We start from the raw sequence: 12,593 nt of genomic DNA on the forward strand, positions 1-12,593 counted from the left end.
ATGCGACACCGCGGCACTCTGCTCAAGGAGCTCGACCTCACGAAGGAGAAGTTCCTCGACCTCGTCTCCCGGGCGCGGGCGCTCAAGCGCGCCAAGGCGTCCGGCACGGAACACCAGCTGCTGAAGGGCAAGAACATCGCGCTGGTGTTCGAGAAGAGCTCCACGCGCACCCGCTGCGCGTTCGAGGTCGCCGCCCACGACCAGGGCGCGCACGTCACCTACCTCGACCCGACCGGCTCCCACATGGGCAGGGAGGAGTCCGTTCCGGACACCGCGAAGGTGCTGGGCCGCATGTTCGACGCCATCGAGTTCCGCGGTTTCGCCCAGGACACCGTCGAGGAACTGGCCGACCACGCCGGCGTCCCCGTCTGGAACGGCCTCACCGACTCCTGGCACCCGACCCAGATGCTCGCCGACGTCCTCACGATGATCGAGCACCACGACGGCCCGGTGGAGAACATCAGCTTCGCGTTCGTGGGCGACGGTCACAACAACGTCGCCCGCTCGCTGCTCGTCACCGGTGCTCTGCTCGGCATGGACGTGCGCGTCGCGGCACCGCTGTCGCTGTGGCCGCCGGCCGAGGTGACCGAGAAGGCGAACGAGCTCGCGACGGCGAGCGGTGCCCGTGTGCGGGTGACCACCGACCCGGAGGAAGCCGTGGCGGGCGCGGACTTCGTCTACACCGACGTGTGGGTCAGCATGGGCGACCCGGACGAGGTCTGGGACAGCCGCGTCGCCGAGCTGACCCCGTACCGCGTCACGTCCGGGCTGATGAAGGCCACCGGCAACCCGGACGTGAAGTTCCTGCACTGCCTGCCTTCGATCCACGACCGCAGCACGACGGTCGGCCGCCGCGTGTACGAGAAGTACGGCCTCGACGGCGCCGAGGTGGCCGACGAGGTCTTCTCCTCGCCGGCCTCGATCGTGTTCGACCAGGCAGAGAACCGGCTCCACACCATCAAGGCGGTCATCGTCGCCGGATTGGCCACCTGATGCGCATCGTCGTGGCTCTCGGCGGGAACGCCCTGCTGATGCGTGGCGAACCCGCCGACGCCGCCGTCCAGCTCCAGCACGTCGAGGCGGCGGCGCGAGCCCTCGCGCCGCTGGCCGCCGGCCACGAGCTCGTGATCTGCCACGGCAACGGCCCGCAGATCGGCCTGCTCGCGCTGGAGAGCGAGGCCGACAGAGCGCTGAGCCGCCCGTACCCGCTCGACACCCTCGGCGCGGAGACCCAGGGCATGATCGGCTACTGGCTGGCCCAGTCGCTGCGCAACGCGGGCGTCCGCAAGCCGGTGCTCGCGCTGGTCACGCAGACCGTCGTCGACCCTGCCGACCCCGCTTTCGCCGTCCCGACCAAGTTCATCGGCCCGGTCTACGACCACTCGCGAGCACTGGCCCTGGCCAACGCGAACGGCTGGACCATCGCGCGGGACGGCACGCACTGGCGGCGCGTGGTCCCGTCACCGGAGCCGCTGCGGCTGGTGGAACAGGACTCGATCGACCAGCTGGTGCGTGCGGGGACCGTCGTGGTGTGCGCGGGCGGCGGAGGTGCTCCCGTCACGGACAACGGCCGTCTCCACGGCGTGGAAGCCGTGGTGGACAAAGACCTCACGTCGGCGCAGCTCGCGATAGCACTGCACGCGGACCGGTTGCTGCTGCTGACCGACGTGCCCGCCGTGATGTGCGACTTCGGCACCCCGGAGGCCGTTCCGCTGCCCGAGCTGTCGCCGGCCGACCTCGACGGCTTCGAGTTCCCGGCAGGATCCATGGCACCGAAGATCGAGGCGTGCCGCCGGTTCGTGACGGCCACCGGCTCCCCGGCCGCCATCGGTGCGCTGGCGGACGCGGAGAAGATCCTGAAGGGGGTGGCGGGCACGACGATCGTGCCGGATCACGCCGCCAGGTGACCGTCCGGCCGCACGAGTCCCGCGTCGGTCGCGACGTGCTCGCCGGTGCGCAGACGCTCGAACAACGTGCTCCCGTCCGGCATCCGCACGTTCCCGGCGCGCCTGCCGGTGGGGTAGGTGACGCCGAGTCCCGACAACCGCTCGGCGAGCTCGCGCGACATGTCCGGCGCCTTCGCGATCAGGTCGCTCACCACCGCCCGCAACGCCTGCCCTTCCGGTGAGAACGTCGTCATCAACGCCGTCTGCGCCCTCGTGTGTTCGAGCAGATCGGCGCCCACCGGATGCCGTTCCTCGTGGTACGTGTCGAGCAACGCCTCGTCCGCGCGTCCGGTGACGACCGCGGCGAGCTTCCACCCGAGGTTGTGCGCGTCCTGGATGCCCACGTTCATGCCGACTCCGCCGGTCGGGAAGTGCATGTGGGCAGCGTCGCCCGCCAGCAGCACGGTGCCCTTGCGGTAGGTCACCGCCTGCCGCGTCGAGTTGCTGAACCGCGACAGCCACACCGGATCGCGCATCCCGAAGTCGGTGCCCGCGATCCGCTCGACCGTCGCCCGCAGCTCGTCGAGCGTGAGCTCACCTGGCCACGCGGCCTGGTTCGCGCCGGGATCACCCCCGACGATCCGGTGCACCCCGCCGGGCAGCGGCACGACCATCAGCCCGCCGTTCACCCCGGCGACGCCGGCGAACCCGCGCTCCGGCGGCGCGTCGAGCACGACGTCGCCGAGCCAGCCCCACGTGGTGGGACCGGTGCCGGGGAAGCCGATTCCCGCCGCGGTCCTGATCGTGCTGCGCGTTCCGTCGCAGCCGACGACATAACGGGCCTCCACGACTTCCCCGTCCGCCAGCACCACGCCGCCCTCGGCCAGCCCGGTTGCCTGGCACCCGCGGCGGATGATCGCGCCCATCCGCCTCGCACGGTCTTCGAGCAGCTCCTCCGTGCGCGCCTGCACCAGCACGAGCGTGAACGGGTACGGCGTGTCCAGCACCGAGAAGTCGAGCCGCTGCGGCAGTCCCGCGAAGTGCCCGTCCGGAATCCGGATGCCCTCGTCGAGGAACGGCTCCACGACACCGCGGCTGTCGAAGATCTCCAGCGTGCGCGGGTGGATCGTGAGCGCCTTCGAGTTGGCGTCTCGCTGCGTTCTCGACTCCAGCACCGTGACCGATGCCCCGCCCAGCCTCAGTTCTCCGGCGAGCCACAACCCGGTGGGCCCGGCCCCCACGACGACGACGTCCATGCGACACCTCTCTTGGTCACTGACCAATGCTCTTCCTTCGAGTAGACTTGGTCAGTGACCAAGAGTCAAGCCGATGTCGTGCGGGCCGCACTGGAGCTCCTCGACGAGGAGGGCGCCGATGCCGTCACGTTGCGCGCCATCGCCCGCCGCCTGGACGTGCACATGAACTCCGTGGTGTGGCACGCGAGGAGCAAGGCCCGGCTGAGCGAGCTGATGGCGGACGCGATCGTCGCGGGTGTCTCCCTGACCGGCCTGCCGCGGCACTGGCACGCACGCGCCGCGGAGATCGCTCGCCGGTACCGCCGCGCTCTGCTGGCCCACCGCGACGGCGCGGCCGTCGTCGCGGGCACCTACGCGAACGAGCCCGCGACCCTCGACGTCGCGGAGGCGTTCGTCGGCGCGTTGCTCGAAGGCGGTCTGTCCGAACGCGACGCCGCCTGGACGTGCTGGAGCGTCATCTACTTCGTCCTCGGTCTGTGCCAGGAAGAACAGGCGTTGCCGCAGCGCTCGTCCGGCGACCTCACGCCGGGGGAACGGCCGGCGCTGGAGAAGGTGCTGCCGTTCCTCGCGGAGGAGTCGTTCGACGAGCGGTTCGAGTTCGGCGTCGCCAAGCTCCTGGCGCGCTGACCCGCCGTCAGTCGCGTTCGAACTCCGCCCGCGAGGCCACGTTCAGCTTCCGCATCGCACGAGCGACGTGGTGCTCGACCGTGCGCGGCGAGAGGAACAGCTCGTCCGCGATCTGCCGGTTGGTCCGCCCCGCCGCCACGAGGTCCACGACCTCCCGTTCCCGCGGCGACAGCTCGTCGCCGTACCCCTTGCGGCCACGCGGTCGTGCCGGACGGAACCGGCGGCTGGCCCGGCGACAGCGGTCGGCATCCCGCGTGCAACCCAATGCGGCGTAAGCCTCCACGGCGGCGGTGAGCGAGGACAGCGCCGTGGCCGGATCACCGAGCGCGATGGCGGCGGTCGCGGCCGCCTCGTGCACGGTCGCCGCGGTGTGCGGCTGAGGCAGCGCGGCATACGCGGCAGCGGCCTGCAGGTAGCCGTCGAGCGCCTGAGCGGGGTCCGCCGCCAGATACGCCCGGACCAGCACTTCAGCCGCGGCAGCCGCGGGTGCGTCGGTGCCCGCGACACCCGCCGCGTACTCGTCGGCCAGGCTGACGGCGTCGGCGTCCCGGCCGGCTCGCTGGAACGCCCGGACCGCCTGCGGCACCAGGTCGGCCGCCCACACCCAGTTCTCCTTGGCACGCACCCGGATCAGCGCGCGGTCGGCGCCGACCGCCGCCGCGGCCACGTCGCTGCGGGCCAGCGCGAGAGCTACCCGTGCCGCCGACACGGCGATCTGCAGGGGCGCGGTTTCCTGGGCGGCGGCGTGGGCGCTGTCCAGGTACCGGCCGGCCGCGTCACGATCACCGCGCGCCATGGCCACCCACGCCAGCGCGAGCAACGCGTCCATGGCGAGCGAAGGCATCTCACCCGCCTGCTCGATCAGGTGCGCGGCGTCGGCGTCGAGCGTGCCCCAGTTCCCGGTGAGCGCGTCGATGCGCAGCCCGGTGCCGGTGCGCAGCGTCGACAGGTACGGCACGTCCGTCTCCGCCATCAACGTGCTGCTGATCTGCAGCAACGACCGCGCTGTCGGGTAATGGCCCGTCCACGCCAGCGAGTCGCCGACGTTGCTGAACGCACGGGCGAGCTGGCGGCGCACGCGGGGCGAGCGGGAGCTGCGGGGCAACCGGTCCAGCAACGGGCGCAGCCGCGGATCGCCGGTGCCCGCCAGCAACGACAGCCGGTTGGCGTGCACGACCATGGCGAGCTCGTCGTCGCGCGGCACGGCGGCGGCGAGCTTCGTCGCCTTCTCCAGCCAGGCGAACTGGCTGGAGATCGGCCGCCACCCGAACGTCGGCAGCACGAGGGCGGCGGCGCCGCGTGCGGCCAGTGCCGGACGGTCGGCCAGGTCGTGCACCGCCATCTCGATCTCGCCCTGGCCCTCCTCGACGCGGCCGGCCTGGTTCATCAGCAGCCTGCCGAGGTTGATCCGGACCTCGCCGCGCGCGGTGCCGGTGAGCAGGCCGTCGCGCAGCAGTTCCCGCAGCCGGTCGACGGTGCTGACCCGCGCGATCCCGGTGGCCGCCACCCGGCTCAGCCGCACCGCGAGCGTGCGCGCGGCACGCGGCGGCAGCGCGGTGTCGGCCAGCGCCGTCTCGAGCACCTGCAGCGCGAGGGCGGCGTCGGAGACCTCGGTGGCGTGGTCGGCGGCCGCGACCGTCCTGCTCACCCAGTTCGCGATGTCACCGGCCTGGCGGTAGTGGTGCGCCAGCCGCACCGGCACGCGGTCCGGTCGCCCGGCCAGCAGCTCGGCTGCTCGCGCGTGCAGCTTCCGGCGTTGCGGGCTCGGGATCGACACGTCGACGGCCTGTCTGGCGAGCGGGTGCCGCAGCGCGTAGCGGCCGGTGTCCACCTCGAACAGCACCGCGCCCGTCAACGCGTCGGTGAGCGCCCTGGCCACGCGGCCGGGTGGCAGTCCGGACACCACGGCCAGGTCGTCCTCGGTGGCAGGCGCGTCCAGCACGGCGGCCGCGTGCACCACGGCGGCCACGGCCGGGCCCAGCCGCCGCAACCGGTCGGCCATGGTGTCGCGCAGCAACACCGGGATGTCGACCAGGTCGAGCGCGTGCGAGCGCGGTTCGGCGCCCATCTCGCGGAACTCGCGCAGCACCTCCTCGATCACGAACGGGATCCCCGCCGTGCGGTGGTGCAGTGCCGCGGCGAAGTCCTGGCCGACCTCGCGGGTGCCGAGCAGCCCGGCGGCCAGCACGCCGACGTCGGTGGCCGCCAACGGACGCAGCCGCAACAACGTGGTGTTGTCGTCCGACAGCAGTCGATGCGCCGCCTCCAGCACCGAGGAGGCCCCCGCCGCGTACGCCTCGCGCCGGTACGCGGCGATCAGCGCGAGGTTCGCCGTCGGCGGGCTCATCAGGAACCGCAGCAGGTCCTGGGTTCCCTCGTCGGCCCAGTGCAGGTCGTCGATCACCACGATCACCGGGCCGTACGCGGCGAGCAGATCACGCACGGCGCGGAAGACCTTGTGCCGTTCCGCGGCGGCGTCACCCCTGGGCGGTTCCGGCGGGAGCAGCGGCGCCAGCTCGGGCAGCAACGGCCGCAACGCGCCGACGATCGGCGAGAGGGTCCCGGCGACGCGGGAGAGCAGCGGCGCGGTGTCGCGCAACAGGTCCACCACCGGTCCGTAGGGGAACGGTTCGCGCATCGGCTGACAGCAGCCCAGCAGCACGGTCCGCCCGGCGAGCTCCGGGCGCCGCACCAGCTCCCGGACGAGCCGGGTCTTGCCCACCCCCGCCTCGCCCTCGACCAGGGCGAGCGCGGGAGGCCGCACCGCCACCCGCGCCAGCTCGGCCAGTTCGGCGTCGCGGCCGACGAAGACCGAGCGCGGTGGCCGGGCAGCGGAAAGACCGACCGTCATGCCCACTGATGGTACTGACGAGTAACCGAATCGCGACGCCCCGCAATGATTGGGTATCCCCGATGAATGCGGGCTCCGATGTGCCCGCGTCCGGTGTGGATGCAGGGTGGGGCCGAGCGGCCACACCCCTGCCTCCGCCGCTCGGACGAGGAGTCACGCAGATGAGTCAGAGCAACAGGCGCACCGTGCTGGCGGCGCTGGCGGTGGTGCTGCTCGCGGCCACGCCGCAGGCCGTCGCGGCACCGCAGGAGGGCGTGATCGTGCCCGCACGCGAACCGTGGGCGGCGGGCTGGTACACCGTCCGGCTGCACGACGCGGCCGCCACGAGCGTCCAGTCGTCGGCCCAGTCGCTGGTGGCGCGGTACGGCGGCACGATCAGGTCGACGTGGAGCAGGACCGTCCAGGGCTTCTCGGTGCGGGGCCTGTCCGAGCAGGCGGCCCGCAGGCTGGCCGGGAACCCCGCGGTGAAGGCGGTGTACCAGACCGGCACCGCCCGCGGCACGGACGTGCAGAGCAACGCGCAGTGGAACATCGACCGCGTCGACCAGGCGAACCTGCCGCTGGACACCAAGTACGAGTACAACGCCACCGGTGAGGGCGTGACGGTGTACAACGTGGACAGCGGCACCCGCGTGTCGCACTCCGAGTTCGAGGGCCGCGCGTCCAACGGCTACGACTTCTTCGACAGGGACGCGATCGCGCAGGACTGCCACGGCCACGGCACGCACACCGCCAGCACGTCGGTCGGCAAGACCTACGGCGTGGCGAAGAAGGCGAAACTGGTGGCGCTGCGGGTGTTCGACTGCAGCGCCTCCGGCCCGGACGACCTGGTCGTCGACGCGGTCGAGTGGATCGACGCGAACGGCCGCAAGCCCGCGGTGGTCAACATGAGCCTCGGCCAGTACCAGACGGGCATCGGCGACGAGCAGATCAGGGCGTCGATCCAGAAGGGCTTCGTCCACGTCTTCGCCGCCGGCAACAACAACGGCGCCGACGCCTGCGGCTACAGCCCGGCCCGCGTCACCGAGGGACTCACCGTCGCCTCGACCGAACGCGACGACTCCCGTTCCGGCTTCTCCAACACCGGCACGTGCGTCGACCTGTTCGCACCGGGTGGCAGCAACACCGGCGCGAGCTACAGCAGCGACACGGCGACCCGGTCCGACCAGGGCACGTCGTTCTCCGCGCCGCTCGTCACCGGTGCCGCGGCGCTGTACCTGCAGAGCCACCCGTCCGCGACGCAGGCGGAGGTCAACAAGGCGATCGTCGACGCCGCCACGCCCGGAAAGGTGACCAACGCGGGCCCCGGTTCGCCGAACAAGCTGTTGTACACCAAGGGAATCACCGGTGCGCCGGGGTGCGCGAAGAAGTCGAACGACACCGACGTCGCCATCCCGGACGCCGGCAGCGCGGTGACCAGCACCATCACCATTTCCGGCTGCGAGGGCACCGGTTCGGCGTCCGCGCAGGTCGAGGTGGCGATCAGCCACCCCTACCGCGGTGACCTGGTGCTCACGCTGATCGCTCCGGACGGCAGCACCTACCGGCTCAAGGAGGCCAGCACCGTCGACCACGCCGACGACGTGCGCACGACGTTCACCGCCAACCTCTCGGCGGAGCAGCGCAACGGCGACTGGAAGCTCGGCGTGCAGGACCTCTACCGGTACGACACCGGCACGCTGGACAGCTGGAGCCTGACGCTCTGACCGCGGGTCAGGGGACCACGAGCACCGGCCAGTGCCCCGACCTGATCAGTCGCGTGGCCACCGACCCGGCGAACCGGTGCCCCGCCTGCTGCGACGCCCCGACCACCACCACGTCGGCCTGGCAGCGGTCGGCGGCGTCCCGCAGGGTCGTGTACGGGTCCCCGAACGTCTTCACGAACGTCACCGGCACGTCGAGTTCCTCCGCCGCGGACCGCGCCTGTTCGCGCAGCTCGGCGTGGAGCCTGGCCGTCGCCTCGTGCTCGTACACCGAGGCGGCGGCCGGGGTCAGCACCGCGAGCGAGGAGTGCGAGGCGACGAAGGCGACGACCAGGCGGGCGCCCTGGCGCCGCGCCATGCCGAACGCGAAGGCCGCCGCGCGCATCGCCGTGTCGGAGCCGTCGACGCCGACGAGGATCGTGCGCGCGGCCGGCAGGGGAGTGGGACCGTAGGAGTCCGTTGTGGATTCGAAGGGTGCGTTCACGGCTCCTCCTAGCGCACGACCGCTGAGTCCTTCTCCTCGTGCTCCAGGTCGATCGTGGTGCGCAGGGTGATCGGCTTGAGGAGCAGTGCGGCGATCACGCCGACGACGGCGACGGCCGCGGAGATCAGGAAGATGTGTGCCGTCGCGTCGCCGTAGACCGTGTGCACGATAGTCTGCACCTGCGGCGGCAGGGCGGAGAGGTTCAACGCGCTGGTGCCGCCGGTCGACTGGCCCGCGGGCACGTGCAGCGCGGTGGACAGGTCGGCGGTCACGCGGTTGGCGAGGACGGCGCCGAGCACGGACACGCCGATGGTGCCGCCCAGGGAACGGAAGAACGTGACCGACGCGCTGGCGGCGCCCAGCTCGCTCAACGGCACGCTGTTCTGCACGGCCAGCACGAGGTTCTGCATCGTCATGCCGACGCCGATGCCGACGACGGCCATCGCGATGCCGACCACCCACAGCGCGGTGGCGTGGTCGACCGTGCCCAGGCCGAGGAAGCCCAGCACCAGGATGATCGTGCCCGACACGATGTACGGCTTGATGGCGCCCGACCGGCTGATCATGCGGCCGGAGATCGTGGACGACACGAGCACGCCCGCCATCAGCGGGATGGTCAGCAGGCCCGCCTCCGTCGGGGTGTAGCCGCGGCCGATCTGGAAGTACTGGCCGAGGAACACCGAGCCGCCGAACATCGCCATGCCGACCGCGAGCGAGGCGATGATCGCGAGTGCTGGGGTGCGCTGGACCACGATGTGCAGCGGCACAACGGGTTCGCTGACCCGCAGCTCGACCAGGACGGCCGCGCCGAGCAGCACGAGACCGCCGGCGACCATGGCCCCGGTCTGCCACGACACCCAGTCGAACGAGTTGCCGACGAACGAGACCCAGATCAGCAGCACGCTCACGCCCGCGGCGATCAGCGCCGCGCCGAGGTAGTCGATGCGCACGTTCTCGCGGCGGACGGTCTCCAGCTTCAGCGTGGCCTGCAGGACGACGAACGCGAGCGCGGCGATCGGCACGGCGATCCAGAAGCACCAGCGCCAGCCGAGCCAGGACACGTCGACGATCAGGCCGCCGAGCAGCGGGCCGCCGACGGTGGCGACGGCCATGACCGCGCCGAGGTAGCCGTTGTAGCGGCCGCGTTCGCGGGGCGGGATGATCGCGGCGATCACGACCTGCACCAACGCCTGCAGGCCGCCGACGCCGAGGCCCTGGAACGCGCGGGCGGCGATCAGCTGACCGGTGTCCTGGGCGAAGCCGCTGAGCAGCGAGCCGATCACGAAGATCACGATGGCGGCCTGGACCAGCGTCTTCTTGTTGAACAGGTCGGCCAGCCTGCCCCAGATCGGCGTGGTCGCCGTCGCCGTGAGCAGGGTCGCCGTGACCACCCACGTGTACTGCGTCTGGGTGCCGTTCAGCGAGCCGATGATCCGCGGCAGCGCGGTGGACACGACCGTCGAGCTGACCATGGCCACGAACAACGCGAGCAGCAGCCCGGACAGCGACTCGAGCACCTGCCGGTGCCCCATCGCCCGAGTCTCGATCTTCACGTACCGCCCCTTCGTTCCTCACAATTCTTGCGCGCCGTGCAAATTTGCACAATAGGCAACTTACTCCGGGTCCGGCCTGATCGCATGGAGACCCTCACCACGCTGCGCTGCCGCCGACGATGGAGCGGGGGCTGGACGGGGTGACGGTCGAGGACATCGCCGATGAGGCCGGTGTCTCGCGCCGGACGTTCTCCAGCTACTTCACCAGCAAGGAGGACGCGGTACTGGACGCCGACCGCGAGCGGTTCCAAGCGCTGGTCGCGCTGGTCGGGTCGAGGCCGCCGGGCGAGGAGCCGTGGCAGGCCCTGCGCGCGGCGACGGCGGAGCTGTACCGCACCTGGCCGTCCCGGACGTGGAGTGGATGGCTCAGCTGCGGCTGCTGAGGCGGCACCCGTCACTGCTCGCACGCCAGGCAGCCGACCAGGTCGCGCTCGAACGCGACGTGAGTGCCGTGCTGACCACGCGCGGACCGGACGGGGAAGTGGCGCGGCGGACGGCGGCGACGTTCCTCGCCGCCGTCCGCACCGGGACCGCGCTGTGGCTGGAGGGTGGGGGAGAGCGGCCTCCGCCCGCCCTCGTCGACCGCCGGCTCCGCGTTCAGAGCTCGTAGACCTGCCCGGTCTGCCGTCCCTCGATCGACCTGACGTACGCCCGCACCACGTCGGCGAGCGGCACGGGCTTCATGCCGGGGAAGAAGTCGCCGTAGACGTCGAGCGACTCGGTGAACACGGTCGGGCTGACCGCGTTGATCCGCTGCGGCGCGATCTCGATGGCCGCCGCACGCACGAACGCCTCCACCGCGCCGTTGGCGAGCGACGCGGCAGCGCCGGTGACGATCGGTTCGCGCGCGAGCACACCGGTGATCAGCGTGAACGAGCCGTGTGGCGTGACGTGCGCAAGACCTTCCTTCACCAGCGTCACCTGCGACAGCACCTTGCCGGTGAACGCCGCCTGGTGGTCCTGCGCGGTCAGTTCGGCCAGCGGCTTGAACGGAACCGAGCCCGCCGCGCTCGCCACGGCGTCGACCTGGCCGACCGTCTGGTACAGCTCGGCGACCTGGGCCGGGTCGGTCACGTCGTACTGCAGGTCGCCTCCGGTGCGGGAGACGGTGACGACGTCGTGCTTGCGTTCGACGAGCTCCTGGTGGACCGCGGTCCCCAGCGTGCCGGTGGCTCCTACGAGCAGAATCCTCATGCCGTCGACGCTAGGTCCGCTTCCAGCGCCGGTGAAATGCCGTTCACGCAGCACTTATGATCGGCAGTCATGAATGTCGAGCTGCGCCACCTCCGCGCGCTGGCCGCCATCGGCGACCACCGGTCGATCACGGCGGCCGCGGAGTCGCTGCACGTCACGCAGCCCGCTCTCTCGCGCACGCTCGACCAGTTCGAACGACGGCTCGGCGTGCGACTCGTGGAACGGACCACCCGGCACGTCGCCCTGACCGACACCGGCCACCGCCTGTGGGAGCACAGCCACCGCATCCTCGCCGAGCTGGACACCGCCCTGGCCGAGGCGGTGCGCCCCCAGCCGCTGCGGCTGACCTTCGCCTGGGCCGCGCTCGGCCGGTTCACGATCCCGTTCCTGCGCGAGTGGCGCGCGCGGCACCCGGACGTGCTCGTCCGCATCCGCCGGTCCGACGATCCCGAGGCGTCCCTGCGGCGCGGCGAGGCGGACGTGGCGGTGCTGCGCACCGAACCCGCGCGCTCCGGGGTGGAGCACGTGGCGTTGATCGAGGAACCCCGCGTCGCGGCGGTCGCGGACGACCACCCGCTCGCCACCCGTGCGGCGATCTCACTCGGCGACCTGGTGGGCGAGTGCGTCGCGATGTGCGAGACGGCGGGGACGACGACCGCTGATCTCTGGCCGGCAGGGGCACGGCCGAAGTCCGTGGACGTGCCCGGTGTCGTCGAGTGGCTCACGTCGATCTCGACCGGAGCGACCGTCGGGGTCACGGCCGCCGGCACCAGCCACCACAACCCGCACCCCGGCGTGACCTACCTGCCGCTGACCGACGCCGAGCCGATCACCGTGCACCTGGCCTGGCCGTCACCGCCCGCGCATCCGTCGACGGCGGCGTTCGTGGCGCTGGCTCGGCGGCACCTGGCCGCCACAGACGCGCCGACGAACCTTGCGTGAGGTAGAGCAGGCTCCACCTCGGTCCGGGCAGCCTGCGTGATCGTTCCGCGTGCTCTCGGAAATTACGTTTCTCCGTGGAAGTCGTTGCGAGCCAAGG

At 71.7% G+C, this 12,593-nt stretch carries 12 protein-coding genes; 7 read left to right on the forward strand and 5 right to left on the reverse strand.

What is annotated here, in order from left to right; translation table 11 throughout:
* Both argF and IEZ09_RS24425 read left to right on the forward strand, forming a co-directional pair.
* Nucleotides 1-993: an ornithine carbamoyltransferase gene (argF, locus tag IEZ09_RS24420; RefSeq protein WP_189256073.1), complete on the forward strand. Its 993-nt coding sequence runs from the start codon at nucleotides 1-3 to the stop codon at nucleotides 991-993.
* Nucleotides 993-1,907 carry a carbamate kinase gene (locus tag IEZ09_RS24425; protein ID WP_189256074.1) on the forward strand — a complete coding sequence of 305 codons (915 nt, stop codon included), beginning with the start codon at nucleotides 993-995 and terminating at the stop codon, nucleotides 1,905-1,907. The genes argF and IEZ09_RS24425 overlap by 1 nt, the downstream gene beginning before the upstream one ends.
* Here the strand turns inward: IEZ09_RS24425 and IEZ09_RS24430 are convergent.
* Nucleotides 1,892-3,142: an FAD-dependent monooxygenase gene (locus IEZ09_RS24430; protein ID WP_189256075.1), complete on the reverse strand. Its 1,251-nt coding sequence runs from the start codon at nucleotides 3,140-3,142 to the stop codon at nucleotides 1,892-1,894. The two genes, IEZ09_RS24425 and IEZ09_RS24430, sit on opposite strands and share 16 nt — an antisense overlap.
* Nucleotides 3,143-3,196: 54 nt before the next feature.
* Between IEZ09_RS24430 and IEZ09_RS24435 the strand changes: the two genes are divergently transcribed.
* Nucleotides 3,197-3,769, forward strand: coding sequence for a TetR/AcrR family transcriptional regulator (locus IEZ09_RS24435; RefSeq protein WP_189256076.1), 573 nt, complete (start codon nucleotides 3,197-3,199; stop codon nucleotides 3,767-3,769).
* 7 nt (nucleotides 3,770-3,776) lie between these two features.
* Here IEZ09_RS24435 and IEZ09_RS24440 read toward each other — a convergent pair whose 3' ends face one another.
* The gene (locus IEZ09_RS24440) at nucleotides 3,777-6,620 is read right to left on the reverse strand and encodes an ATP-binding protein (RefSeq protein ID WP_189256077.1); all 2,844 of its coding nucleotides are present in this window, start codon (nucleotides 6,618-6,620) and stop codon (nucleotides 3,777-3,779) included.
* A 161-nt stretch (nucleotides 6,621-6,781) separates the two neighbouring features.
* On the opposite strand from IEZ09_RS24440, the gene IEZ09_RS24445 reads away from it, so the two are divergent.
* Nucleotides 6,782-8,326 (forward strand): S8 family serine peptidase, encoded by a 1,545-nt coding sequence (locus IEZ09_RS24445; RefSeq protein WP_189256078.1) that lies wholly within the window; start codon nucleotides 6,782-6,784, stop codon nucleotides 8,324-8,326.
* A gap of 7 nt (nucleotides 8,327-8,333) precedes the next feature.
* On the opposite strand, the gene IEZ09_RS24450 is transcribed toward IEZ09_RS24445, so the two are convergent.
* Both IEZ09_RS24450 and IEZ09_RS24455 read right to left on the reverse strand, forming a co-directional pair.
* On the reverse strand, nucleotides 8,334-8,807 hold the full coding sequence (locus tag IEZ09_RS24450) for a universal stress protein (protein WP_189256079.1): 474 nt from the start codon (nucleotides 8,805-8,807) through the stop codon (nucleotides 8,334-8,336).
* An 8-nt stretch (nucleotides 8,808-8,815) separates the two neighbouring features.
* The gene (locus IEZ09_RS24455; protein ID WP_189256113.1) at nucleotides 8,816-10,339 is read right to left on the reverse strand and encodes an MDR family MFS transporter; all 1,524 of its coding nucleotides are present in this window, start codon (nucleotides 10,337-10,339) and stop codon (nucleotides 8,816-8,818) included.
* A gap of 140 nt (nucleotides 10,340-10,479) precedes the next feature.
* Between IEZ09_RS24455 and IEZ09_RS46695 the strand changes: the two genes are divergently transcribed.
* Both IEZ09_RS46695 and IEZ09_RS46700 read left to right on the forward strand, forming a co-directional pair.
* Nucleotides 10,480-10,743, forward strand: a complete 264-nt coding sequence (locus IEZ09_RS46695; RefSeq protein WP_229812905.1) for a TetR/AcrR family transcriptional regulator — start codon at nucleotides 10,480-10,482, stop codon at nucleotides 10,741-10,743.
* Nucleotides 10,722-10,970 (forward strand): hypothetical protein, encoded by a 249-nt coding sequence (locus IEZ09_RS46700; RefSeq protein WP_229812906.1) that lies wholly within the window; start codon nucleotides 10,722-10,724, stop codon nucleotides 10,968-10,970. Before IEZ09_RS46695 ends, IEZ09_RS46700 begins: the two co-directional genes overlap by 22 nt.
* Here the strand turns inward: IEZ09_RS46700 and IEZ09_RS24465 are convergent.
* Nucleotides 10,958-11,554: a short chain dehydrogenase gene (locus IEZ09_RS24465; protein ID WP_189256080.1), complete on the reverse strand. Its 597-nt coding sequence runs from the start codon at nucleotides 11,552-11,554 to the stop codon at nucleotides 10,958-10,960. The two genes, IEZ09_RS46700 and IEZ09_RS24465, sit on opposite strands and share 13 nt — an antisense overlap.
* 69 nt (nucleotides 11,555-11,623) lie before the next feature.
* Between IEZ09_RS24465 and IEZ09_RS24470 the strand changes: the two genes are divergently transcribed.
* Nucleotides 11,624-12,496 (forward strand): LysR family transcriptional regulator, encoded by an 873-nt coding sequence (locus tag IEZ09_RS24470; RefSeq protein WP_189256081.1) that lies wholly within the window; start codon nucleotides 11,624-11,626, stop codon nucleotides 12,494-12,496.
* The last annotated feature ends 97 nt before the right edge of the window (nucleotides 12,497-12,593 follow it).

The organism is Lentzea flava (assembly GCF_014648475.1).
Classification (GTDB): domain Bacteria; phylum Actinomycetota; class Actinomycetes; order Mycobacteriales; family Pseudonocardiaceae; genus Lentzea; species Lentzea flava.